Origin of the sequence: Alcanivorax sp. IL2 (genome assembly GCF_047495475.1) — a bacterium.
Lineage (GTDB): Bacteria > Pseudomonadota > Gammaproteobacteria > Pseudomonadales > Alcanivoracaceae > Alcanivorax.
Map to the genome: position 1 here is coordinate 3,561,676 of NZ_CP179932.1, position 22,259 is coordinate 3,583,934.

At 56.0% G+C, this 22,259-nt stretch carries 17 protein-coding genes and 5 tRNA genes; 1 reads left to right on the forward strand and 21 read right to left on the reverse strand.

Going from position 1 to position 22,259, the window contains the following annotated elements:
- Positions 1 to 8 precede the first annotated feature (8 nt).
- The 21 genes from fusA to ACMG4N_RS16550 all read right to left on the reverse strand — a co-directional run bounded on the left by fusA (position 9) and on the right by ACMG4N_RS16550 (position 21,528).
- Positions 9 to 2,108 carry an elongation factor G gene (gene fusA, locus ACMG4N_RS16450; protein ID WP_414432448.1) on the reverse strand — a complete coding sequence of 700 codons (2,100 nt, stop codon included), beginning with the start codon at positions 2,106 to 2,108 and terminating at the stop codon, positions 9 to 11.
- Positions 2,109 to 2,186: 78 nt separating this feature from the next.
- A complete protein-coding gene (gene rpsG / locus ACMG4N_RS16455) occupies positions 2,187 to 2,657 on the reverse strand; it encodes a 30S ribosomal protein S7 (protein WP_035250676.1) in 471 nt (156 codons plus the stop codon).
- Positions 2,658 to 2,795: 138 nt separating this feature from the next.
- Positions 2,796 to 3,170, reverse strand: coding sequence for a 30S ribosomal protein S12 (gene rpsL / locus ACMG4N_RS16460; RefSeq protein WP_035250673.1), 375 nt, complete (start codon positions 3,168 to 3,170; stop codon positions 2,796 to 2,798).
- Between the two features lie 152 nt (positions 3,171 to 3,322).
- On the reverse strand, positions 3,323 to 7,525 hold the full coding sequence (gene rpoC, locus ACMG4N_RS16465; protein ID WP_414432449.1) for a DNA-directed RNA polymerase subunit beta': 4,203 nt from the start codon (positions 7,523 to 7,525) through the stop codon (positions 3,323 to 3,325).
- A 98-nt stretch (positions 7,526 to 7,623) separates the two neighbouring features.
- The gene (gene rpoB / locus ACMG4N_RS16470) at positions 7,624 to 11,766 is read right to left on the reverse strand and encodes a DNA-directed RNA polymerase subunit beta (protein ID WP_414432451.1); all 4,143 of its coding nucleotides are present in this window, start codon (positions 11,764 to 11,766) and stop codon (positions 7,624 to 7,626) included.
- A gap of 146 nt (positions 11,767 to 11,912) precedes the next feature.
- A complete protein-coding gene (rplL, locus tag ACMG4N_RS16475; protein ID WP_035250664.1) occupies positions 11,913 to 12,290 on the reverse strand; it encodes a 50S ribosomal protein L7/L12 in 378 nt (125 codons plus the stop codon).
- Between the two features lie 65 nt (positions 12,291 to 12,355).
- Positions 12,356 to 12,886, reverse strand: coding sequence for a 50S ribosomal protein L10 (gene rplJ / locus ACMG4N_RS16480; RefSeq protein ID WP_414432453.1), 531 nt, complete (start codon positions 12,884 to 12,886; stop codon positions 12,356 to 12,358).
- Between the two features lie 306 nt (positions 12,887 to 13,192).
- Positions 13,193 to 13,888 (reverse strand): 50S ribosomal protein L1, encoded by a 696-nt coding sequence (gene rplA / locus ACMG4N_RS16485; RefSeq protein WP_035250658.1) that lies wholly within the window; start codon positions 13,886 to 13,888, stop codon positions 13,193 to 13,195.
- A 3-nt stretch (positions 13,889 to 13,891) separates the two neighbouring features.
- Entirely contained in the window at positions 13,892 to 14,320 is a 429-nt protein-coding gene (rplK, locus tag ACMG4N_RS16490; RefSeq protein ID WP_035250655.1) for a 50S ribosomal protein L11, read from the reverse strand.
- Between the two features lie 116 nt (positions 14,321 to 14,436).
- Positions 14,437 to 14,979 (reverse strand): transcription termination/antitermination protein NusG, encoded by a 543-nt coding sequence (gene nusG, locus ACMG4N_RS16495; RefSeq protein ID WP_062817990.1) that lies wholly within the window; start codon positions 14,977 to 14,979, stop codon positions 14,437 to 14,439.
- 9 nt (positions 14,980 to 14,988) lie between these two features.
- Positions 14,989 to 15,363 carry a preprotein translocase subunit SecE gene (gene secE / locus ACMG4N_RS16500; protein ID WP_414432455.1) on the reverse strand — a complete coding sequence of 125 codons (375 nt, stop codon included), beginning with the start codon at positions 15,361 to 15,363 and terminating at the stop codon, positions 14,989 to 14,991.
- A gap of 43 nt (positions 15,364 to 15,406) precedes the next feature.
- Positions 15,407 to 15,482, reverse strand: a tRNA-Trp gene (locus ACMG4N_RS16505).
- A 67-nt stretch (positions 15,483 to 15,549) separates the two neighbouring features.
- Positions 15,550 to 16,740 (reverse strand): elongation factor Tu, encoded by a 1,191-nt coding sequence (tuf, locus tag ACMG4N_RS16510; protein ID WP_414432446.1) that lies wholly within the window; start codon positions 16,738 to 16,740, stop codon positions 15,550 to 15,552.
- A 155-nt stretch (positions 16,741 to 16,895) separates the two neighbouring features.
- A tRNA-Thr gene (locus ACMG4N_RS16515) sits at positions 16,896 to 16,971 on the reverse strand.
- 43 nt (positions 16,972 to 17,014) lie between these two features.
- Positions 17,015 to 17,088 (reverse strand) — tRNA-Gly (locus tag ACMG4N_RS16520).
- Between the two features lie 66 nt (positions 17,089 to 17,154).
- Positions 17,155 to 17,238, reverse strand: a tRNA-Tyr gene (locus tag ACMG4N_RS16525).
- Between the two features lie 76 nt (positions 17,239 to 17,314).
- Positions 17,315 to 17,390: transfer RNA gene (locus tag ACMG4N_RS16530), tRNA-Thr, on the reverse strand.
- 83 nt (positions 17,391 to 17,473) lie between these two features.
- Complete coding sequence (locus tag ACMG4N_RS16535; RefSeq protein ID WP_414433319.1) at positions 17,474 to 18,094, reverse strand: SPOR domain-containing protein; 621 nt, start codon at positions 18,092 to 18,094, stop codon at positions 17,474 to 17,476.
- 46 nt (positions 18,095 to 18,140) lie between these two features.
- Entirely contained in the window at positions 18,141 to 18,875 is a 735-nt protein-coding gene (locus ACMG4N_RS16540) for a type III pantothenate kinase (RefSeq protein WP_414432456.1), read from the reverse strand.
- Complete coding sequence (birA, locus tag ACMG4N_RS16545; protein WP_414432457.1) at positions 18,872 to 19,843, reverse strand: bifunctional biotin--[acetyl-CoA-carboxylase] ligase/biotin operon repressor BirA; 972 nt, start codon at positions 19,841 to 19,843, stop codon at positions 18,872 to 18,874. Before birA ends, ACMG4N_RS16540 begins: the two co-directional genes overlap by 4 nt.
- Complete coding sequence (locus ACMG4N_RS16550; RefSeq protein WP_414432459.1) at positions 19,840 to 21,528, reverse strand: AMP-binding protein; 1,689 nt, start codon at positions 21,526 to 21,528, stop codon at positions 19,840 to 19,842. Before ACMG4N_RS16550 ends, birA begins: the two co-directional genes overlap by 4 nt.
- Positions 21,529 to 21,913: 385 nt before the next feature.
- On the opposite strand from ACMG4N_RS16550, the gene ACMG4N_RS16555 reads away from it, so the two are divergent.
- Positions 21,914 to 22,150 carry an acetyltransferase gene (locus tag ACMG4N_RS16555; RefSeq protein WP_414432461.1) on the forward strand — a complete coding sequence of 79 codons (237 nt, stop codon included), beginning with the start codon at positions 21,914 to 21,916 and terminating at the stop codon, positions 22,148 to 22,150.
- Positions 22,151 to 22,259: the final 109 nt, after the last annotated feature.

The following is a 22,259-nucleotide window of genomic DNA, read 5'->3' on the forward strand; positions in this document are numbered from 1 at the left end:
CCGTAAATTTAAGATTTCTTGCCGCTGATCACTTCATCAGCGATATTCTTCGGTGCCTCGGCGTACTTCAGGAACTCCATGGAGTAACTGGCACGACCCTGAGACATGGAACGCAGATCAGTAGCGTAACCGAACATTTCAGACAACGGCACCTCGGCACGAATAATCTTGCCGGCCATGGTGTCTTCCATGCCCTGAACGATACCGCGACGACGGTTAAGGTCGCCCATCACGTCACCCATGTAGTCTTCCGGGGTTACCGCTTCCACCTTCATCATCGGCTCGAGCAGTACCGCGCCGGCCTCTTTCGCTGCGTTCTTAACAGCCAGAGCACCCGCCATACGGAAAGCGTTTTCGTTGGAATCCACCTCATGGTAGGAACCATCGTAGAGAACCGCCTTCACACCAAGGATCGGGTAACCGGCCAACACACCAGACTGCAGTTGCTCATCGATACCTTTCTGGACCGCACCGAAGTATTCCTTGGGTACAGAGCCGCCATGGATCTGCTCCTCAAACTGGAACTCTTCGTCACGATCGATAGGCTCGAACTTCACCTTCACGTGACCATACTGACCACGACCGCCGGACTGCTTGACGAACTTACCTTCCACGTCAGCAGCACGGGTAAAGGTTTCACGATAGGCAACCTGCGGCGCACCGATATTGGCCTCTACCTTGAATTCCCGCTTCATGCGATCCACGAGGATATCCAGGTGCAGCTCACCCATGCCAGAGATGATCGTCTGACCAGTCTCTTCGTCGGTTTTCACACGGAAAGACGGATCTTCCTGGGCCAGACGACCCAACGCCAGACCCATTTTTTCCTGGTCGGCTTTGGATTTCGGCTCAACAGCCACGGAAATCACCGGATCCGGGAACTCCATACGCTCCAGCACGATCGGCTTATTCAGATCGCACAGGGTGTCACCGGTAGTAATATCTTTCAGACCAACACAGGCAGCGATATCGCCCGCCAGAACTTGCTTGATCTCTTCACGGCTGTTGGCATGCATCTGCAGCAGACGACCTACACGCTCTTTCTTTTCGCGCACAGAGTTCAGCACGCTATCACCGGAGTTCAAGATGCCAGAATAGACACGGATGAAGGTCAGAGAACCCACAAACGGATCCGTGGCAATCTTGAATGCCAGCGCAGAGAACGGTTCGTCGTCAGCAGACTTGCGGGACTCGACGGTTTCGCCATCTGCCAAAACGCCCTGAATCGCTTTTACTTCATCGGGAGCCGGCAGGAACTCGATAACCGCATCCAGCAGGGCCTGTACGCCCTTGTTCTTGAACGCAGAGCCACAAAGGCCCAGAACGATCTCATTGGCCAGAACCTGCTGACGCAGACCCGCCTTGATTTCGTCATTGGTGAGCTCGCCGTTATCCAGATACTTTTCCATCAGCTCTTCAGAGCCTTCGGCGGCCGCTTCAGCCATCTGTTCGCGCAGCTCGTCGCAACGGCCTTTGATGTCGTCAGGGATGTCCTTCTCTTCGTAGGTCGCCCCCATGTCGTCTTCATTCCAGAAGATCGCTTTCATCCGGATCAGATCGACAACACCCTTGAACTCGTCTTCCGCACCGATGTTGTACTGGATCGGCACAACCTTGGCACCCAGACGCTTACGAATCTGGTCACACACTGCGTCAAAGTTCGCGCCAGCGCGGTCCATTTTGTTAACGAACACGATGCGCGGCACTTCGTACTTGTTGGCCTGGCGCCATACAGTCTCGGACTGAGGCTCAACACCGGAGGAGCCACAGAACACCACTACAGCACCATCCAGCACACGCAGGGAACGCTCTACTTCAATGGTGAAGTCAACGTGCCCGGGAGTATCGATAATGTTGATACGGTGTTGATCGTACTGCTTATCCATGCCCTGCCAGAAGGTGGTGGTCGCAGCGGAGGTAATGGTAATACCACGCTCCTGCTCCTGCTCCATCCAGTCCATGGTGGCAGCACCGTCGTGCACTTCACCAATCTTGTGGGAAATACCGGTGTAGAAAAGAATACGCTCGGTAGTCGTGGTTTTGCCCGCATCAACGTGCGCACAAATACCGATGTTACGATAGCGATTGAGAGGAGTCTTACGTGCCACGCGGCTAACCTCGATTCACTGATTCAAATATAGAAACCGGCCTGAGCACAGACCGGTTTCACTCGACTGCCTTCTGCCTTAGAAGCGGAAGTGAGAGAAGGCCTTATTAGCCTCGGCCATACGATGCACGTCTTCACGCTTCTTCATCGCGGAGCCTTTGCCTTCGGCGGCATCCATCACTTCGCCGGCCAGACGGGCAGGCATGCTCTTCTCGCCACGCTTACGGGCAGCATCTACCAACCAACGCATTGCCAGAGCAGTACGACGGCTGGGACGAACTTCAACAGGAACCTGGTAAGTGGCACCGCCAACACGACGGCTCTTTACCTCAACGGCAGGACGAATATTGTCCAGCGCTTTCTCGAACATCTCCAGGGAATCAGCCCCTTTGCGTTCGGCAATGATGTCCAGGGCGCCGTAAACAATACGCTCAGACACGGATTTCTTACCACTAACCATTACGTGGTTCATGAACTTGGCCAGAATCTGGCTTCCAAACTTCGGATCCGGGAGGATCTCACGTTTGGCGACAACGCGACGTCTTGGCATCGGATGTGTTCCTCTAACATTCCCGCTTAGGGCGGGGAAATCTTCAGGTAATTCCGGAACGGCATACCGTCCGGACCTTACTCATCCCTCCGCAGCCATGCAGCTGCGGCATTCAGAAAAGGGGCTCGATTACTTCAATTACTTCTTCGGACGCTTGGCGCCATACTTGGAGCGACGCTGCTTGCGATCCTGCACACCTGCCGTATCCAGAGTTCCACGAACAGTGTGGTAGCGCACACCGGGAAGGTCTTTTACTCGACCGCCACGGATCAGTACTACGGAGTGCTCCTGCAGGTTATGACCTTCACCACCAATGTAGGAAGAGACTTCATAACCATTGGTCAGACGCACACGACACACTTTACGCAGTGCGGAGTTCGGCTTCTTCGGAGTAGTGGTATACACCCGAGTGCAAACGCCGCGACGCTGGGGGCAGCCCTGCAGGGCTACGGAGTCGCTCTTTTCTACCTTGCTTCTGCGCGGTTTGCGCACCAGCTGGTTTACAGTTGCCATGAAACTACTGCCTCACGCTTACAGTTCTGTGACAGAAACCGTCATCTGACAGCTCTGACACCCATTTACTGCCCATTGAACAGGGGGGCAGCGATTGTAGGGACCCCCCGGCATCACGTCAAGATGCCGGGGATTCCGTTACTCGCCAGCAATCACTCGTCTGAGGAGCTGAGAGCCTCGGACAAGGCGGCTTCCACCTCGTCCATGGTGGGCGCTTCCGGCCCGCGTGCCTCGGCACGCTGACGGCGGCGCTCCAGGTGATGAGCATAGCCAGTACCAGCCGGCACCAGACGCCCCACCACCACGTTCTCTTTCAGGCCGCGCAAATCGTCTTCCTTCCCGGTGACCGCTGCCTCGGTAAGAACCCGGGTGGTCTCCTGGAAAGACGCCGCAGAGATAAAGGACTCGGTCGCCAGGGATGCCTTGGTGATACCCAGCAACTGACGCTCGTACTGCGGCAGCATCTTGTCCTCGGCCTTGAGGTGCTCGATCTCTTCCATCACACGGGCATATTCCGCTTGCTCGCCCTTGATGAAACGGGACTCGCCCACTTCCAGGATCTCTACTTTACGCAGCATCTGGCGGATGATCGTTTCAATGTGCTTGTCATTGATCTTCACACCCTGCAGACGGTAAACCTCCTGCACCTCGTTAACGATGTAACGAGCCAGCTCGGATTCACCCATCAAGCGCAGAATATCGTGCGGGTTGAGCGGACCATCAGAGACCACCTCACCCTTCTCGACCTTCTCACCCTCGAAGACGTTCAGCTGACGCCACTTGTGAATCAGCTCTTCGTAGACATCACCACCGTCATCCGGGGTAATTACCAGGCGAACCTTGCCTTTGGTTTCCTTGCCGAAGGAGACGGTACCGGACTTTTCAGCCAGGATTGCCGCTTCTTTGGGGTTCCGTGCTTCGAACAGGTCGGCAACACGGGGCAGACCACCGGTGATGTCACGAGTCTTGGAAGATTCCTGCGGAATCCGCGCAATCACGTCACCCACCGAGATGTTTGCACCATCTTTCAGACCACACAGTGCACCACCCGGCAACAGGTACTGGGCCGGCATATCAGTATTGGGCATCAATACCGCCTTGCCCTTGCCATCAACCACACGCACTACGGGGCGCATGTCCTTACCAGCGGCAGGACGGTTCTGCGTGCCCAGCACTTCGATGTTGGTCAGGCCGGTCAGCTCGTCGGTCTGGTGGTTTACGGTGATACCTTCTTCCATATCACCAAACTGCACCTTGCCTTCCACTTCCGCAATGATCGGGTGGGTATGCGGATCCCAGGTAGCAACAACCTGACCACCATCAACCTGATCACCTTCACCTACAGTCACAGTGGCACCGTAAGGCAGCTTGTAACGCTCACGCTCACGGCCCAGCTCATCCGCTACCGCCAGATCGGCGGAACGGGAAACGATCACCAGACCGTCCTTGTGCTGTACATGCTTGGCGTTATGGAAACGTACCTTGCCGCCATGCTTGATCTGAATGCTGGATACCGCAGACGCCCGGCTCGCCGCACCACCGATGTGGAAGGTCCGCATGGTCAGCTGGGTACCCGGCTCACCAATAGACTGGGCAGCGATAACACCAACCGCTTCACCGACGTTGACCTGATGGCCACGGGCCAGGTCACGGCCGTAACAGGTGGAGCAGACACCCCAGCGAGTGGCACAAGTGATCGGCGAGCGCACCAGCACTTCATCCACACCCATGGACTCCAGCTTGTTGACCCACACTTCGTCCAGCAGGGTGCCAACTTCGGCCAGCACTTCATCCTGACTGAGCGGGTTCATCACATCACGGGCCACAACACGACCCAGTACGCGCTCACCCAATGCCTCAACCACGTCACCGCCTTCGATCAGCGGCGTCATCAGCAGGCCTTCTTCAGTACCGCAATCCTCAGCGGTAACCACCAGATCCTGTGCCACGTCAACCAGTCGACGAGTCAGGTAACCGGAGTTCGCCGTCTTCAAGGCGGTATCGGCCAGACCCTTACGGGCACCGTGAGTAGAGATGAAGTACTGGAGTACGTTCAGACCTTCACGGAAGTTGCTGGTAATCGGCGTTTCAATAATGGAGCCATCCGGCTTGGCCATCAGACCACGCATACCGGCCAGCTGACGAATCTGTGCCGGGGAACCCCGCGCACCGGAATCGGCCATCATGAAGATGGAGTTGAAGGAGCCCTGCTCTTCATCCTCGCCGTCGCGGTTTTTCACCACTTCAACGCGCAGGTTTTCCATCATTGCCTTGGCGATGTGGTCATTGGTACGCGCCCAGATATCCACCACCTTGTTATAACGCTCGCCGCGAGTTACCAGACCGGAAGCAAACTGCTCCTCGATCTCGCGCACTTCGTCTTCGGCAGCATCAATCATGGTGTACTTGGCATCCGGAATCACCATGTCTTCCACACCAATGGAGGAACCGGACAGGGTAGCTTCGCGGAAGCCCAAATACATGAGCTGGTCAGCAAAGATACAGGTCTCTTTGGTGCCGAGAATCCGATAGCAAGTGTTCAGCAGCTTGGAAATGGCTTTCTTGGTCATGTTCTGGTTGACCATGGCAAAGCCAAGACCTGTCGGCACGATATCCCACAGCTTACAGCGGCCGGGGGTGGTATCGGCAATAAAGGTGCGCTCTTCCACGCCGCCTTCCAGATCTCTTACCACTTCGTGAACACGCACTTTCACCCGGGCATGCAGATCGACCTGCTTGTTGGCCAGGGCGCGCATTACTTCTTTGGTGTCGGCAAAAATCTGCCCTTCACCCTTGGCATTCACCTTGTCACGGCTGATGTAGTACAGACCCAGCACCACGTCCTGGGTCGGGCCGATAATCGGCTCGCCGTTGGCCGGGGAGAGGATGTTGTTGGTAGACATCATCAGCGCACGGGCTTCCAGCTGGGCTTCCAGGGTCAGCGGCAAATGCACCGCCATCTGGTCACCATCGAAGTCCGCGTTAAAGGCGGCACACACCAGCGGATGCAGCTGGATTGCCTTGCCTTCGATCAACACCGGCTCGAACGCCTGGATACCCAGACGGTGAAGGGTCGGCGCCCGGTTCAACATCACCGGGTGTTCGCGAATCACTTCGGCGAGGATATCCCACACCTCGGCGGTTTCGCGCTCGACCATTTTCTTGGCAGCTTTGATCGTCGTGGCCAGGCCACGCGCTTCCAGCTTGGCGAAGATAAACGGCTTGAACAGCTCCAGGGCCATTTTCTTGGGCAGACCGGTCTCGTGCAGCTTGAGAGACGGACCTACCACGATCACGGAACGACCGGAGTAGTCTACCCGCTTACCCAGCAGGTTCTGACGGAAACGACCCTGCTTACCCTTGATCATGTCAGCCAGGGATTTCAGCGGGCGCTTGTTGGAGCCGGTGATGGCGCGGCCACGACGACCGTTATCCAGCAGCGCATCCACGGATTCCTGCAGCATACGCTTTTCGTTGCGCACGATGATGTCCGGGGCGCTCAGGTCCAGCAGACGCTTGAGACGGTTGTTCCGGTTGATCACCCGACGGTACAGATCGTTCAGGTCGGAGGTGGCAAAACGACCACCATCCAGCGGTACCAGCGGACGCAGATCCGGCGGCAGAACCGGCAGCACGGTAAGAATCATCCACTCCGGCTTGTTACCGGAATCCTTGAAGGCTTCCATCAGCTTGAGACGCTTGGACAGCTTCTTCAGCTTGGTATCGGAATTGGTGGATTCCACTTCCTCACGGAGGATCTTGATCTCTTCGACCAGGTCCAGCTCCATGAGCAACTGTTGCACCGCTTCGGCACCCATTTTGGCTTCGAATTCGTCGCCGAATTCTTCCAGGGAGTCGAAGTATTCTTCGTCGGTCAACAGCTGGCCACGCTCCAGCGTCGTCATGCCCGGCTCGGTGACCACAAAGGATTCGAAGTACAACACCCGCTCGATATCGCGCAGGGTCATGTCCAGCATCAGGCCGATACGGGACGGCAGCGACTTCAAAAACCAGATGTGCGCGGTGGGGCTAGCCAGCTCAATGTGACCCATGCGCTCACGGCGAACCTTGGAGAGGGTGACTTCAACGCCACACTTCTCACAGATAACACCACGATGCTTGAGACGCTTGTACTTGCCGCACAGACACTCATAGTCCTTGATCGGACCAAAGATACGCGCACAGAACAGGCCATCCCGTTCCGGCTTGAAGGTACGGTAATTAATGGTTTCCGGCTTTTTCACTTCGCCGAAAGACCAGGAGCGGATCAGATCCGGCGGTGCCAGAGAGATCTTGAGTTTATCAAACTCCGTGACTTGTCCCTGACTTTTAAGCAGATTCAGCAGGTCTTTCAAGGCCAGTCCTCCGTAGCGAGCTTTACGCTCTCAATTCTTTCCTAAACCCGGGTAACAACACGAGCCGCCCTCCTCACGGGAGAGCGGCGCACATTGCTTCAGTCGTTTTCCAGCTCGATATTGATACCGAGAGAGCGGATTTCCTTCAGCAACACATTGAAGGATTCCGGCATACCCGGGTCCATACGGTGATCACCATCCACGATGTTCTTGTACATACGAGTACGGCCATTCACATCATCGGACTTCACGGTAAGCATTTCCTGCAAGGTGTAGGCGGCGCCATAGGCTTCCAGCGCCCACACTTCCATCTCACCGAAACGCTGACCACCGAACTGTGCCTTACCACCCAGCGGTTGCTGGGTTACCAGGCTGTAGGAACCGGTGGAACGGGCATGCATCTTGTCGTCCACCAGGTGGTTCAACTTCAGCATGTACATGTAGCCAACGGTGACCTTGCGATCGAACTTCTCACCGGTACGGCCATCCCAGAGTTGCATCTGACCGGAACGGTCGTAGCCGGCAAGCTCCAGCAGTTCCTTGATCTCGAATTCCTTGGCACCGTCAAATACCGCGGTTGCCATGGGAACGCCACCAACCAGGTTCTGGGCCAGCTCGATGATTTCATCATCATTGAAGCTGTCCAGATCTTCCGGTGAACCACCGGCACCTGCCTTGTTGTAGATCTTGTCGAGGAAGCTGCGGACTTCCGCCACTTTCTTCTCTTCGGCCAGCATTTCACCGATGCGCTCGCCCAGGCCCTTCGCAGCCCAACCCAAATGGGTTTCCAGGATCTGCCCCACGTTCATACGGGACGGTACACCCAGCGGGTTCAACACCACATCTACCGGCACGCCGTGCTCGTCGTACGGCATATCTTCTTCCGGCATGATTACGGAAATCACACCCTTGTTACCGTGACGGCCAGCCATCTTGTCACCAGGCTGGATGCGACGCTTGATCGCCAGGTAAACCTTGACCACTTTCAGCACGCCGTGAGCCAGATCATCACCACCGGAGATCTTGGCCTGCTTGTCGCGGTAGCGCTCGTCCTGCTCTTTCTTGTGCAGTTCCAGATACTGCTGGGCACGCTCAAGCTGTTCGGCCACGTCATCGTCGGCCGGGCGCAGTTCGAACCATTTTTCCGCGTCCAGATTATTCAGGGCGTCGGCGGTCAGTTCGGTACCGCGCTTGAAGCCGGCACCACCGTTGACCTTCTTGCCCACCAGCACGGTGCGCAGACGCTCCATGATATCTTGCTGAACAATACGGAACTCGTCTTTCAAGTCCTTGCGGAACTGGTCCAGGGAGTCCTGCTCGATCTGCTTGGCGCGCTCGTCTTTTTCCACGCCATCACGGGTGAAGACCTGCACGTCAATCACGGTGCCCTTGACGCCGGAAGACACTCGCAGGGAGGTATCTTTCACGTCAGAGGCTTTCTCACCGAAAATGGCACGCAACAGCTTCTCTTCCGGGGTCAGCTGGGTTTCACCTTTCGGTGTTACCTTGCCTACCAGGATATCGCCGGCGCCCACTTCCGCACCGATGTAAACGATGCCGGACTCGTCCAGTTTAGACAGCGCAGCCTCGCCCACATTGGGAATATCGGCAGTAATCTCTTCCGGACCCAACTTGGTATCACGGGCAATCGCGGTCAGTTCCTGAATATGGATGGAGGTGAAGCGATCTTCCTTCACCACCCGCTCGGAAATCAGGATGGAATCCTCGAAGTTGTAGCCATTCCAGGGCATGAACGCGACGCGCATGTTCTGACCCAGAGCCAGCTCACCCATGTCCACGGACGGGCCGTCAGCCATGATGTCACGCGCTGCAACCTTGTCACCCACCTTCACCAGCGGACGCTGGTTGATGCAGGTGTTCTGGTTGGAGCGGGTGTACTTGGTCAGGTTATAGATATCAACGCCGGCTTCGCCTTCGGTGACTTCATCGTCGTTAACACGAACGATGATCCGCGAGGCATCCACCTTATCTACGACACCGCCACGCTCGGCAACCACGCAGACACCGGAATCGCGCGCCACATGACGCTCGAAGCCTGTACCTACCAGCGGCTTGTCGGCACGCAGGGTGGGCACAGCCTGACGCTGCATGTTGGAACCCATCAAGGCACGGTTAGCATCATCGTGTTCCAGGAACGGAATCAGAGACGCCGCCACAGACACCACCTGGCGAGGCGAGACATCCATATGAGTAATGGTGTCGCGCTCCATCACGGTAAATTCATAACGGTGACGCACAGTCACGAAGTCTTCTTCGAAACCGCCCTCTTCCGTCATCTTCGCGTCCACCTGTGCAATCACACACTCGGCTTCTTCGATAGCTGACAGGTATTCAATTTCTTCGCTGACCTTACCATCAATCACTTTCAGGTAAGGCGACTCCAGGAAACCGTACTCGTTAGCGCGAGCGTAGGTGGCCAGGGAGTTGATCAGACCGATGTTGGGACCTTCAGGGGTCTCGATCGGACACACACGACCATAGTGAGTCGGGTGAACGTCGCGCACCTCAAAGCCGGCACGCTCACGGGTCAGACCGCCTGGGCCCAACGCGGAAACACGACGCTTGTGAGTGATCTCGGACAGCGGGTTGTTCTGATCCATGAACTGGGACAGCTGGGAAGAGCCAAAGAACTCTTTAACAGCAGCCGCCACCGGCTTGGAGTTGATCAGATCCTGCGGCATCAGGCCTTCGGATTCCGCCAGGCTCAGACGCTCCTTGACTGCGCGCTCAACACGCACCAGACCCACACGGAACTGGTTTTCAGCCATTTCACCCACGGAACGCACACGACGGTTACCCAGGTGATCGATATCATCCACCACACCGTTACCGTTGCGGATATCCACCAGGGTGCGCAGCACTTCGATGATGTCAGAGGTCTCTTCGCCCATCTGCGCAAAGTACTGCTTTCCTTCCTCGTCGCTACGGGCGCTGAAGTAACGACCGTCATAGAGGATGCCAGGACCGGTTTCATCTTCGCGACCGAGACGACGGTTGAACTTCATCCGGCCAACGCCAGACAGGTCGTAACGCTCATCGGTAAAGAACAGGTTCTTGAACAGGTTCTCTGCCGCTTCCTTGGTCGGCGGCTCACCCGGACGCATCATGCGATAGATCTCGACCAGGGCCTCAAGCGGAGTCCGGGTCGGGTCAGCACGCAGGGTGTCGGCCATGAACGGGCCGTTGTCCAGATCGTTGGTATACAGGGTTTCGAAATAGTCGATTCCGCCCTGCTCGAGCTTGTCCAGCGTTTCCGCAGTCAGCTCGGTATTACACTCTACCAGGATCTCACCAGTGTCCTGGTCGATGATGGATTTGGCCAGGTACTTGCCCTGCAGGTATTCAGCAGGAATCTCCAGGTACTCGATATTGGCCTTTTCCAGCTGGCGGATATGACGCGCAGTAATACGACGGCCACGCTCCACCACGACTTCACCGTCAGCCAGGATATCGAAGGTCGCGGTTTCACCACGCAGACGCTCCGGCACCAGCTTCATACGGTAAATGCCGTCTTCCACTGCGATTTCGTTGGTCTCGAAGAACATCTCCAACACTTCGTCGGAGGTATAGCCCAACGCACGCAGCAGGATCGTCGCCGGCAACTTGCGGCGACGGTCGATCCGTACGAACACCTGGTCCTTGGGATCGAATTCAAAGTCCAGCCAGGAACCACGGTAAGGAATCACCCGCGCGGAATACAGCAGCTTGCCGGAAGAGTGAGTCTTGCCTTTATCGTGGTCGAAAAACACACCAGGGGAACGGTGCAGCTGGGACACGATGACACGCTCAGTACCATTGATCACAAAGGTACCGTTTTCGGTCATCAGGGGCATTTCGCCCATGTAGACCTGCTGTTCACGGATATCCTTGATGGCCCCACTGGATTCCTTGTCATAAATGACCAGACGAATCCGAACGCGCAGCGGCGCAGCGTAGGTGGTACCACGAACAGTACATTCTTTTACATCAAAAACAGGCTTGCCGAACTCATAGCCGGCATACTCCAGCGCTGCATTCCCGGAATAACTTGAAATCGGAAATACTGACCGGAAAGCGGCTTCCAGACCCTGGTCCAGACGCTCTTCTGCACTTTTATCTTGCTGCAGAAATTTACGGTAAGAATCGAGCTGTATGGCCAGAAGGTACGGAACCTCCATAACCTTCGGAAGCTTGCCGAAATCTTTGCGGATCCGCTTTTTCTCAGTGAATGAGTATGCCATCTGCGTTCCTCAGCTGTTGATCTATCACCCTTGGGTGATATTCCTGTATGAAACCTCTCACACAGAAACGACAAAAGGCTGGCAGCCCTCAAGCTGCCAGCCGGTGCCTTTCCGCATTATTGTGGAAAGACATTGCGCAAATGCGCTTACTTGAGCTCGGCAGTACCGCCAGCCTCTTCGATCTTTTTCTTGATCTCTTCGGCTTCGTCCTTGGACGCGGCTTCTTTAACCGGCGCAGGAGCACCTTCTACCAGCTCTTTGGCTTCTTTCAGACCCAGGCCAGTTACTTCACGGACAGCCTTGATCACGCCAACTTTCTTGTCACCGAAACCGGTCAGAACAACGTCAAACTCGGTTTGTTCTTCAGCGGCAGCAGCTTCGCCACCAGCAGCTGCAGGAGCAGCGGCAACAGCAGCAGCGGCAGTAACGCCGAATTTCTCTTCCATGGCCTCGATCAGTTCAACGAGGTCCATAACGCTCATATCGGCGATAGCGCCGAGGATATCTTCTTTGGAAACGGCCATTTTCAATCTCCTAAATCACCACACGGGCGATCCGATTGGATCGGGTAGTTACGCAGCCTGACAAATCAGGCGGCACTCTGTTTCTGGTCCTTGACTGCAGCAACCGTACGAACAAACTTGCCGGGCACCTCGTTGAGGGTACGTACAAATTTGGCCACCGGGGCCTGCATAACGGACATGAGCTGAGAAAGTGCTTCGTCGCGAGTCGGCAGCTTGGCCAGGACATCAATGTCCTGAGGACCATACGCTATACCACCCACAGCCAGAGCCTTAACTTCCAGCGCGTCATTGTCTTTAGCAAAATCCTTGATGAGACGAGCAGCTGCGCCCGGATCATCCTGGGAAAAAGCTAAAACAGTGGGGCCAACCAGTACGTCGTTTAGACACTCATAATCAGTGTCTTTCACGGCGAACTTCGCCAGCGTATTACGTACCACTTTCAGGTACACGCCGGTTTCACGGGCCTTACTACGCAACTCAGTCATCTGAGAAACAGTGAGACCACGATAGTCAGCAACCACAGCAGACAGCGCTTCAGTAGCTACAGCATTAACCGAAGCAACAATCGCCCGTTTGTCCTCCAGATTCAAAGGCATGTTTACCTCCTGGATTCACAAACATTAACCGTCAAAATCGACTGCAATCTGATTTCGAGGCGGTCGCCAGGGTCGGTTTCCCGACCATTATCGCGGAGCCACAACCTGAACAGATCAGGAAACAACTACCGCGCCTGCGCAGGCGGTTACCCCTTAATCCCGGCTTGTTACTTGCCTCATAAAGGCAGACTCCAAACAGAACCGGAAACCTGCGGTCTTTGACGCCCCGACAAGACACTCATAAAGAGCGAGTCATCGGGATCAAAGCCCTTGCGAGCCTGGCCAACTGCTCCAGGCTCAAATCACTTACATCGCCAGAGACGCCGGATCGATATTCAGACCGGGGCCCATGGTGGTGGACAGGGTTACTTTCTTGAAGTAAGTGCCCTTGGCAGAAGACGGCTTGGCTTTCTTGAGGTCAGCCAGCAGTGATTCCACGTTTTCCTTGATCGCATTGGAGTCGAAACCAACCTGACCCACGGTGCAGTGCACAATGCCACCCTTGTCGGTGCGGTAACGAACCTGGCCACCCTTGGCGTTTTTCACTGCCTGGGCAACATCAGGAGTCACAGTACCCACCTTGGGGTTAGGCATCAGACCACGGGGACCCAGGATCGTGCCCAGCTTGCCAACAACACGCATGGCATCCGGGGACGCGATCACCACGTCGAAGTTGATTTCGCCGCCCTGAACCTGCTCGGCCAGGTCGTCAAAGCCGACAACATCAGCGCCGGCTTCTTTGGCTTCTTCTGCCTTGGCGCCCTGAGCAAACACCGCTACACGAACGGTTTTGCCAGTACCATGAGGCAGCACAGAAGCGCCACGAACGTTCTGGTCAGATTTACGCGGATCAACACCCAGGTTGACCGCCACATCCAGCGATTCCTTGAATTTCACCGTGGACAGCTCAGCCAACAGGGCTACCGCTTCTTCCACTTGATAGAGCTTGCCAGCTTCTACTTTTTCCCGGATGGCACGGGTACGCTTGGACAACTTAGCCATTGGTTAACCCTCCACATCCAGACCCATGGAACGGGCAGAGCCCGCGATAGTGCGCACGGCAGCATCCAGATCCGCAGCGGTCAGATCAGGCTCTTTAGCCTTGGCGATCTCTTCCAGCTGCGCACGGGTTACCTTGCCCACTTTCTTGGTGTTCGGCTCACCGGAGCCGCTCTTGATACCGGCCGCTTTCTTCAGCAGGTAAGACGCCGGCGGCGTCTTCATGGTGAAGGTAAAGGAGCGATCGCTATAAACGGTGATCACAACAGGTACCGGTGCACCGGCGTCCAGCTGCTGGGTCTGGGCGTTAAACGCCTTACAGAACTCCATGATGTTCACACCGTGCTGACCCAGAGCGGGACCAACCGGTGGGGACGGGTTAGCCTGAGCAGCTGCAACCTGCAGCTTGATGTAGGCTTGGACTTTCTTCGCCATCGTAAGACTCCTTGGGTGCAAACGCCGCGCCAGATGCGGGCTCCCCTCAGGTTGTCAAAACACCCCGGCCACTTTTCAGCGACCAGGGCACCTAAATTAATACCGCCGGAACAAGATCAGGTTTTTTCGACCTGACCGAACTCCAGCTCTACCGGCGTGGAGCGACCGAAGATCATTACAGCCACCTGCAAGCGGCTCTTTTCGTAATTCACTTCTTCAATCACGCCATTGAAGTCAGCAAAGGGACCGTCGTTGACACGCACGACTTCGCCAGCCTCAAACAATGTCTTCGGCTTCGGCTTCTCTACTGCGTCATCCATGCGACGCAGAATGGCATCCGCCTCTTTCTGGGTAATCGGTGAAACACGACCCGGATTCTTCGGGTCTTCACCAATAAAGCCCATCACTTTCGGGGTTTCTTTCACCAGATGCCAGGAGTCATCACACATCTCCATCTGCACCAGCACATACCCTGGAAAGAACTTACGCTCGGACTTGCGCTTTTGACCGCCCTTGATTTCCACCACTTCTTCGGTAGGAACCAGAATCTCGCCGAAAAGCTCTTCCATAGAACGCAGTTTAACGCGCTCTTCCAAGGCGCGTTTTACGTGCTTCTCGAAACCGGAATAGGCATGTACCACATACCAGCGCTTTGCCATGTTTACCCCTTAGCCAATAACCCAGGACATGAGCCCACCGAGGATCCAGTCGAGCACAAACAGCAACAGGGCCACAATCACAACAAAGACAAGAACAATCAGCGTGGTTTGCAGGGTTTCCTGACGCGTCGGCCACACCACTTTGCGCAGCTCAACCATGGAATCCTTGCGCAGCTGATTGAACGCCTTGCCCTGCTCGGTCTGCAGAGCAAAAAACACTGCGACCAGGGCAACAGCAACTACACCGACCACTCGGTAAAGAGTGGGCTGCTCGGAGAAGTAGCCATTACCGACAACAGCAGCGGCCACCAGACCAACTACCAGCAACCACTTTACCGCCTCGAAGGCGGCAGAGCCGGAACGTGCTTCTGTTTTCTCGCTCATCTTACGATGCACCCCACCACCCAAGCGGCAGCCTTGGGAAAATTGGCAGGCCAGGAGGGACTCGAACCCCCAACAGCCGGTTTTGGAGACCGGTGCTCTACCAATTGAACTACTGGCCTGTAACTCTGAAACCTTTAAACAAAACAGGGTGGCAGGCTAGCCCGCCACCCTTTCTCACCGCGATAATTACTCGGTGATTTTGGCAACCACACCGGCGCCAACGGTACGGCCGCCTTCGCGAATCGCGAAGCGCAGGCCATCTTCCATGGCGATCGGAGCGATCAGCTCAACGTCCATTTGCACGTTGTCGCCCGGCATTACCATTTCGGTACCTTCCGGCAGGGTACAAGCACCCGTTACGTCGGTGGTACGGAAGTAGAACTGCGGACGGTAGCCGTTGAAGAACGGAGTATGACGACCACCTTCGTCCTTGCTCAGCACGTACACCTCAGCGATAAACTTGGTGTGCGGCTTGATGGAGCCCGGCTTGGCCAGAACCTGACCACGCTCAACGTCATCACGCTTGGTACCACGCAGCAGAACACCAACGTTCTCGCCTGCACGACCTTCGTCGAGCAGCTTGCGGAACATTTCCACACCGGTACAGGTGGTCTTGGTGGTGTCGTGGATACCGACGATCTCGATTTCCTCGCCCACCTTGATGATGCCACGCTCTACACGGCCGGTTACTACGGTACCGCGACCAGAGATGGAGAATACGTCTTCGATCGGCATCAGGAACGGCTGATCAACGGCACGCTCCGGCTCCGGGATGTACTCGTCCAGGCACTCAACCAGTTTCTGCACGGCAGGCATGCCGATGTCGCTGGTATCGCCTTCCAGTGCTTTCAGGGCAGAACCCTTGATGATCGGTGTGTCGTCGCCCGGGAAGTCATAGTCGCTCAGCAGTTCGCGAACTTCCATTTCCACCAGCTCAAGCAGCTCTTCATCGTCAACCATGTCCGCTTTGTTCAGGAACACAACGATGTAGGGCACGCCAACCTGACGGGACAGCAGGATGTGCTCGCGAGTCTGCGGCATCGGGCCGTCAGCTGCGGAACATACCAGGATCGCACCGTCCATCTGCGCGGCACCGGTGATCATGTTTTTCACATAATCAGCGTGACCGGGGCAGTCTACGTGGGCGTAGTGACGAGTCGGGGAATCGTATTCCACGTGAGAAGTTGCAATGGTGATACCACGCTCACGCTCTTCCGGGGCATTATCAATGCCGTCGAAAGCGATGGCGCTACCGCCCCAAACTTCTGCGCACACGCGGGTCAGCGCGGCGGTCAGAGTGGTTTTACCATGGTCAACGTGACCAATGGTGCCTACGTTTACGTGCGGTTTATTACGTTCGAACTTTTCCTTTGCCACGACTCTTCACCTCTTAACTTGGCTGTGCTTCCTCGCCATATGGCGCGCATACACCCGATAAAGACACATTTAAGGACTGTATTGATAAACACAGACCACCTTGGCACCATCAAGACACATGAAGCCGGACCCAGGATATACCTGGGCCCGGAAATTGGAGCTCTTGACCGGATTTGAACCGGTGACCTCACCCTTACCAAGGGTGTGCTCTACCTACTGAGCTACAAGAGCATAACCTTCATGCCACCTTGCGGTGACCAAACCCTACCGGAGCTGGAGCGGGTAGCGGGAATCGAACCCGCATCATCAGCTTGGAAGGCTGAGGTTCTACCGTTGAACTATACCCGCACACTTTCCGATGCCTGCCAGCCTTCCGGCCACTCAGGCCATCCAATGAATGACCTGCTTTTAATCTGGTGGAGGGGGGAGGATTCGAACCTCCGAAGCTTTCGCGTCAGATTTACAGTCTGATCCCTTTGGCCACTCGGGAACCCCTCCAGAAAAGGGCCTACATTCTCTTTACGGCCCAACCACTTGTCAACCTGTTTTCAAGTAGTTAGACACGTTTAAAAGCTGGAGCTGGCGAGAGGAGTCGAACCCCCGACCGGCTGATTACAAATCAGCTGCTCTACCAACTGAGCTACGCCAGCTCACAAGGGTTGCGAATTCTATAGAAAGGACCATGGCGGCGCAATCCACTTGGAGATCAAACGCCTAATAATTACCCAGCAATTCAGGAGCAGGCCACCCAATCCAATTTAAGAGACTGATTTGCCTGAAGAAAGATATTGAGCTCCGGTTTCTCTTCCGGCTTCTGATCGGCCAGATAAACCCAATATTCGGTCACAGCTCGCGATGTTTCGCGAACAAAGGCCGGATAACCGGCGTTGCGCATCTTTACGCGCAAGCCTTCCGCCGATTCTGCGCTGGAGAAATAGCCCAACGAGATGGCATTGGCATCTTCACCGTCCTTGACGACGAAGCTGTCGACGCCATGGTCTTGCAGCTCGTGCAACACCCTCAGCGCACGCTCCCTGTCGGTATAGGGCGGCAGATAAACCCAATTAAGGCGATCCTTCTGGATAGTCAGCGCGCGCACCCGGCCGGGCAGACCGGCCGCCTTGAGTTGCACCGCACCGGCATGGGCCGCATCACGAGACTCCCACGGCCCTACCACTGCACACAGGGATCCCGTTTCCGGCCTGCGAGCACCTTCCCTGGTTGGCTGAGAGCGTTCTGAAAGCAGCACCAGCTGCTCCCCTCCCACTGACTGAGCCGGCACTCGCAGCGATACCGCCGCCTCCCGGGGCGCGAGACTCTTTGTGAGCTGCACCCCCAGGTAGACCAGATTCACGACCAGCAAGCTGTAAAATATCCACCGCACCGGTGTTCCCCCACCATTATTGTTGTCGGGCTGCCACGCGCTCAAGGCCATCAAGGACCAGGTCGGGCATATGCAGAAACTCGAACTGGAAAGCACCTGTCAATTTCGGGGCATCACCGCCAGTCACCAGCACTTTACAAGTATCTTCAAGCACTTGGCGTAGTTCAACCACCACCTCCGTGACGAAGGCCACAGACATGCGCAACAAACCATTATGTACACACTCCCCGGTTGACCTGCCCAGGGCAGGCCGGGCAGCGGCCGGCTCAATATGAACATCAGAGGTATCACGCAACAACGCCGTCCGCAGCATCCCCAGCCCTGGCACAATATACCCCCCCAGGAACTGGCCCTTGCCGTCTACCGCGTCAATGGTCAGCGCACTGCCGCAGTCGATAATGATACAGGGCCCGCAAAGCTGAAATCCCTCTATCATCGCCACCCAGCGGTCTACACCCAGCTTGCGGGGCTCCGGGTAACAGCTACGAACCCCGAAATCTTCCTCGCATGAATAATAAAAACACGGAGACACCCCGGTGCGGTCAGCCAGCAGGCCAGCAATCTCGGCATCTGCCGACGGCCCTGCCACCGACGCTATCCAGATTGACTCGATGTGTCCGGCATCTTTGAGGAGGGTGTCGATGACCACAGACCACTCTCTGCCATGACGACAGCCTCCCTGCTCAACCTTCTCACCCTGGCGAAACCGCCATTTCAGGGCGGTATTACCCACATCAACAAACAGTTTCATCGAACTCTCAAACTCACTTCACCGCCATAGACTTCACGCACACCGTCCGGGGTTTCCACACGCAGCGCTCCATCCGCCAGAACACCCGCAGCCTGGCCCAGAATCATCTGATCACCGGACTGAACCTGCACCGCCTTTCCTCGAACCCCATCATAGCGGTCAAAGGCATCCAGAAAAGCAGCAAAACCCTGCTGAGAAAATCGCGGCAGCATATCCAGCAGATGAGATAACACACAGGCAGCCAGCGTTGTCCGCGATGGCATCTGGCTAAGCTCGCTGGCCAGGTCTGTCCAGACCTGATCAATATCCCGAGCCTGATGACCCGTCATGCGGCCATTCACCCCCACACCGATGACAACATCCACCTGGCCATCCATCTCGCCGGCAAGCTCAATCAGCACACCACCCACCTTGGCACCATTGACCAGAAGATCGTTGGGCCACTTCAAGGTTACCGGCAACTCAGAATCCAGCTCTTGCAACGCCTGGGCCACAGCTACACCTACCGCCAGACTCAGCCCACCGAGAGCGGCAAATCCGCCACTGACCGGAAAACGAATGGAAAGATACAGGTTTGCTGCAAAGGGAGACTGCCACTGCCTTCCCCGCCGACCACGGCCAGCAGTCTGACATTCGGTGACAAATACCTGCGGTCTGCGCACCGGTCCGCTCACCGCCAGAGCATCACCATTGGTGGATTCAGTCACCCACTGGTAGTGCAGCTGCGCACGCTCACCTAGCGCTTCCTGCAGGGAAATCTGATCGATCAGGTCGACGGGCTGGGCCAGCCGATAGCCCTTTCCCTTGACGGATTCCAGCGCCATGCCGAACTCTTCAAGACGCTGGACGCGCTTCCAGATGGCAGCCCGGGAAATCCCCAGAGCCTGACCTAATTCTGAGCCGGAATGGAATTGACCATCAGCAAGAAGGCGGATCAATTGCTGATCCGCCTCTTTGATAGCGCTCAAGCTTCCCAAACCACCCCTTTGGTTTTTGCCCACTTGGGGATGTCATCCGCATAACGTTTTTCAATTTCGTTACGCTTCAGCTTCAAGGTAGGAGTAATCAGGTTATTCTCGACGGTCCAGGCGTCCTTGCAAACCACCAGAGTCGTCATGCGCTCATGGGGATCGAGCTCATTATTCACACGGGTCAGCAACGCCTCGAGCTCCTTGGTGAAGTGCTCTTTTTCACTGCCTTTGGAAAGCTTATCCTGCTCTTCAGGGGTGATGTTCAGCAGTGCCATCGGCTGCCCCATGCCCTGCCCGATGACACAGGACAGCTCCAGGCCCGGCTGGGTAGAGAGGCGGTTTTCAATCGGTGCTGGCGCCACATATTTACCTTTTTCGGTCTTGAAGATCTCCTTCACTCGACCGGTAATACGCAACCGCCCCTTCTCATCGATCTCGCCCACATCGCCGGTATGCAGCCAACCGTCATCAGTCAGGTCTTCAGCGGTCTTGTCGGGCTGTTTGTAGTAGCCCTTCATGTTACCCAGGCTACGCACCAGGATCTCACCGCCATCACCGATACGGCATTCCACGCCGTCATTGGGGGTGCCGACCCAGCCAATTTTCTGGTCACCTTCTTCTGTGGTATGCGACCAGGCCAGGTTCTCGGTCATGCCATACACTTCGAGAATTTCCAGATCCAGCTTCTTGAACCAGGTAATGATGTCCGGGGACAGCGCGGCAGCGCCGGACAGCGCAATACGGCACTGATCCAGCCCCATTGCGCCCAGCACTTTCTTCTTGATCACCTTGTTCAGGAAGGGAATTTTCAACAGCTTGTTCAACTTCTTGGGCGGCACCGCCTCAGAAGCCTTTTGGTAGAACTTGGACCAGATACGCGGCACCGCGAAGAATACTGTCGGCTGGGCGCGCTTGATGTCTTCACCGAAGGTTTCCAGCGACTCGGCAAAGAATATCTTTCCCCCTACGTAAAGCTGAGCCATTTCTACTGCCACGCGCTCGGCCACATGAGAGAGGGGCAGATAGGAAATCATGCGTTCCTCAGGCGTCAAATCATACACCTTGATCATTTTAGCCCCGACTGTAGAGAGGGCGAGGAAATCATGCATAACACCCTTTGGCATACCCGTGGTGCCAGAGGTGTAAATAATGGTGGCGATATCTTCCATGGCAGGTTCGGCCACTTGCTCGACCGGCGCCGTATCGCGAATGATGTCGCCCCAGTTGGGGAAATCGTTCAGCGCATCGCGGGGAGCCAGAGTGAACGCCACTCTCTTGACACCTTCCGGCACACCTTCTTTCATGATGTCCCAGTCATCCAGCTTGCCGACGAAAAGGAACTTGGACTCACTGTGCTCCATGATCTGGCGGACCGTTTCTGCGACCAGCGTCGGGTACAACGGCACGCTGACTGCGCCAGCCATCCAGATAGAAAGGTCGGCAATAATCCATTCTGCACAGTTTTTGGAAACCAGTGCCACATGGTCACCTTTCTGAACCCCTTGCGACTGCAGGTAAGCCGCCATTTTGCGAGCTTCATCATTGATCCGGGCCCAGGTATAGTCCTGCAGCTCACCACCACCCATGGGCTGAACCATGGCCACTGATTCGCCCTGTTTCTCGCAACGCTGTTCCAGCGCCTTGAGCGGGCTCAATACTGCTGCCTTATTTTCCATTGTCATAATTCTTAACCTTTTCCCAAGTCCAAACGTATCGATACAGCCCGTTTTCGCGGGTCTGGCGCAGGCCTCTCCTGCAAAATCGCAATAATCATTGCCCCGGTGCCGGATGCCGATCCATCCACCCCCGGGCTGGCGCTCTGTTACCCTACGCACAGCTTGATTCAGTAAACCCCAACCATACCACTTTCATCGCTAGCGATGGAGCCTTTACAGCAGTAGATGGCACGGTTACCACCATGCTCAATGATGGCGCGTCCAGCATAGAATGGCGGCCACCGAGGATAAAGCCCCTCTTGGTTTAATAATGTTTACAGCCTTTCCTCTTGCCAGAGCCGCACCCCTGATCGCACCCTGAAAGTCACTGAATATACAGGGAGCATAGAGCATGTTTCTCAAAGAACGGGAAAGCGGTCATTTGGTCCAGGTTGCCGACCTGACGGAACTGGTCAACCCTTTACGCAGCCAGATCACGGGGTGCTATCACCACGGCGAAGAGGCACAGGAAGCTGAGCCATTCAGCAAGGGAGACCTGGTGTTTCTCTCTGGCGAGCCATTGCCAAGATGCTGGATGGATTCACATTATCGGGATGGCGAGATTCCCAGCACCGGGGCGGGGGTCTAGATGCGACGCTGGACACGAGCTGACTGGATTAGAGCGGAGGGCTCGCGCTGTGGACTGATCCGTTGGAACCTTGGTGCGTGGCGGAGGGTTGGTCTTAGCTTCTAGCTTC

Bases quoted from the DNA above. Each gene is read 5' to 3' on its own strand.
- rpsG (WP_035250676.1), bottom strand. From the start codon at position 2,657: ATGCCAAGACGTCGCGTTGTCGCCAAACGTGAGATCCTCCCGGATCCG.
- rpsL (WP_035250673.1), bottom strand. From the start codon at position 3,170: ATGGCAACTGTAAACCAGCTGGTGCGCAAACCGCGCAGAAGCAAGGTA.
- rpoB (WP_414432451.1), bottom strand. From the start codon at position 11,766: ATGGCATACTCATTCACTGAGAAAAAGCGGATCCGCAAAGATTTCGGC.
- rplL (WP_035250664.1), bottom strand. From the start codon at position 12,290: ATGGCCGTTTCCAAAGAAGATATCCTCGGCGCTATCGCCGATATGAGC.
- rplJ (WP_414432453.1), bottom strand. From the start codon at position 12,886: ATGCCTTTGAATCTGGAGGACAAACGGGCGATTGTTGCTTCGGTTAAT.
- rplA (WP_035250658.1), bottom strand. From the start codon at position 13,888: ATGGCTAAGTTGTCCAAGCGTACCCGTGCCATCCGGGAAAAAGTAGAA.
- rplK (WP_035250655.1), bottom strand. From the start codon at position 14,320: ATGGCGAAGAAAGTCCAAGCCTACATCAAGCTGCAGGTTGCAGCTGCT.
- nusG (WP_062817990.1), bottom strand. From the start codon at position 14,979: ATGGCAAAGCGCTGGTATGTGGTACATGCCTATTCCGGTTTCGAGAAG.
- secE (WP_414432455.1), bottom strand. From the start codon at position 15,363: ATGAGCGAGAAAACAGAAGCACGTTCCGGCTCTGCCGCCTTCGAGGCG.
- ACMG4N_RS16540 (WP_414432456.1), bottom strand. From the start codon at position 18,875: ATGAAACTGTTTGTTGATGTGGGTAATACCGCCCTGAAATGGCGGTTT.
- ACMG4N_RS16550 (WP_414432459.1), bottom strand. From the start codon at position 21,528: ATGACAATGGAAAATAAGGCAGCAGTATTGAGCCCGCTCAAGGCGCTG.
- ACMG4N_RS16555 (WP_414432461.1), top strand. From the start codon at position 21,914: ATGTTTCTCAAAGAACGGGAAAGCGGTCATTTGGTCCAGGTTGCCGAC.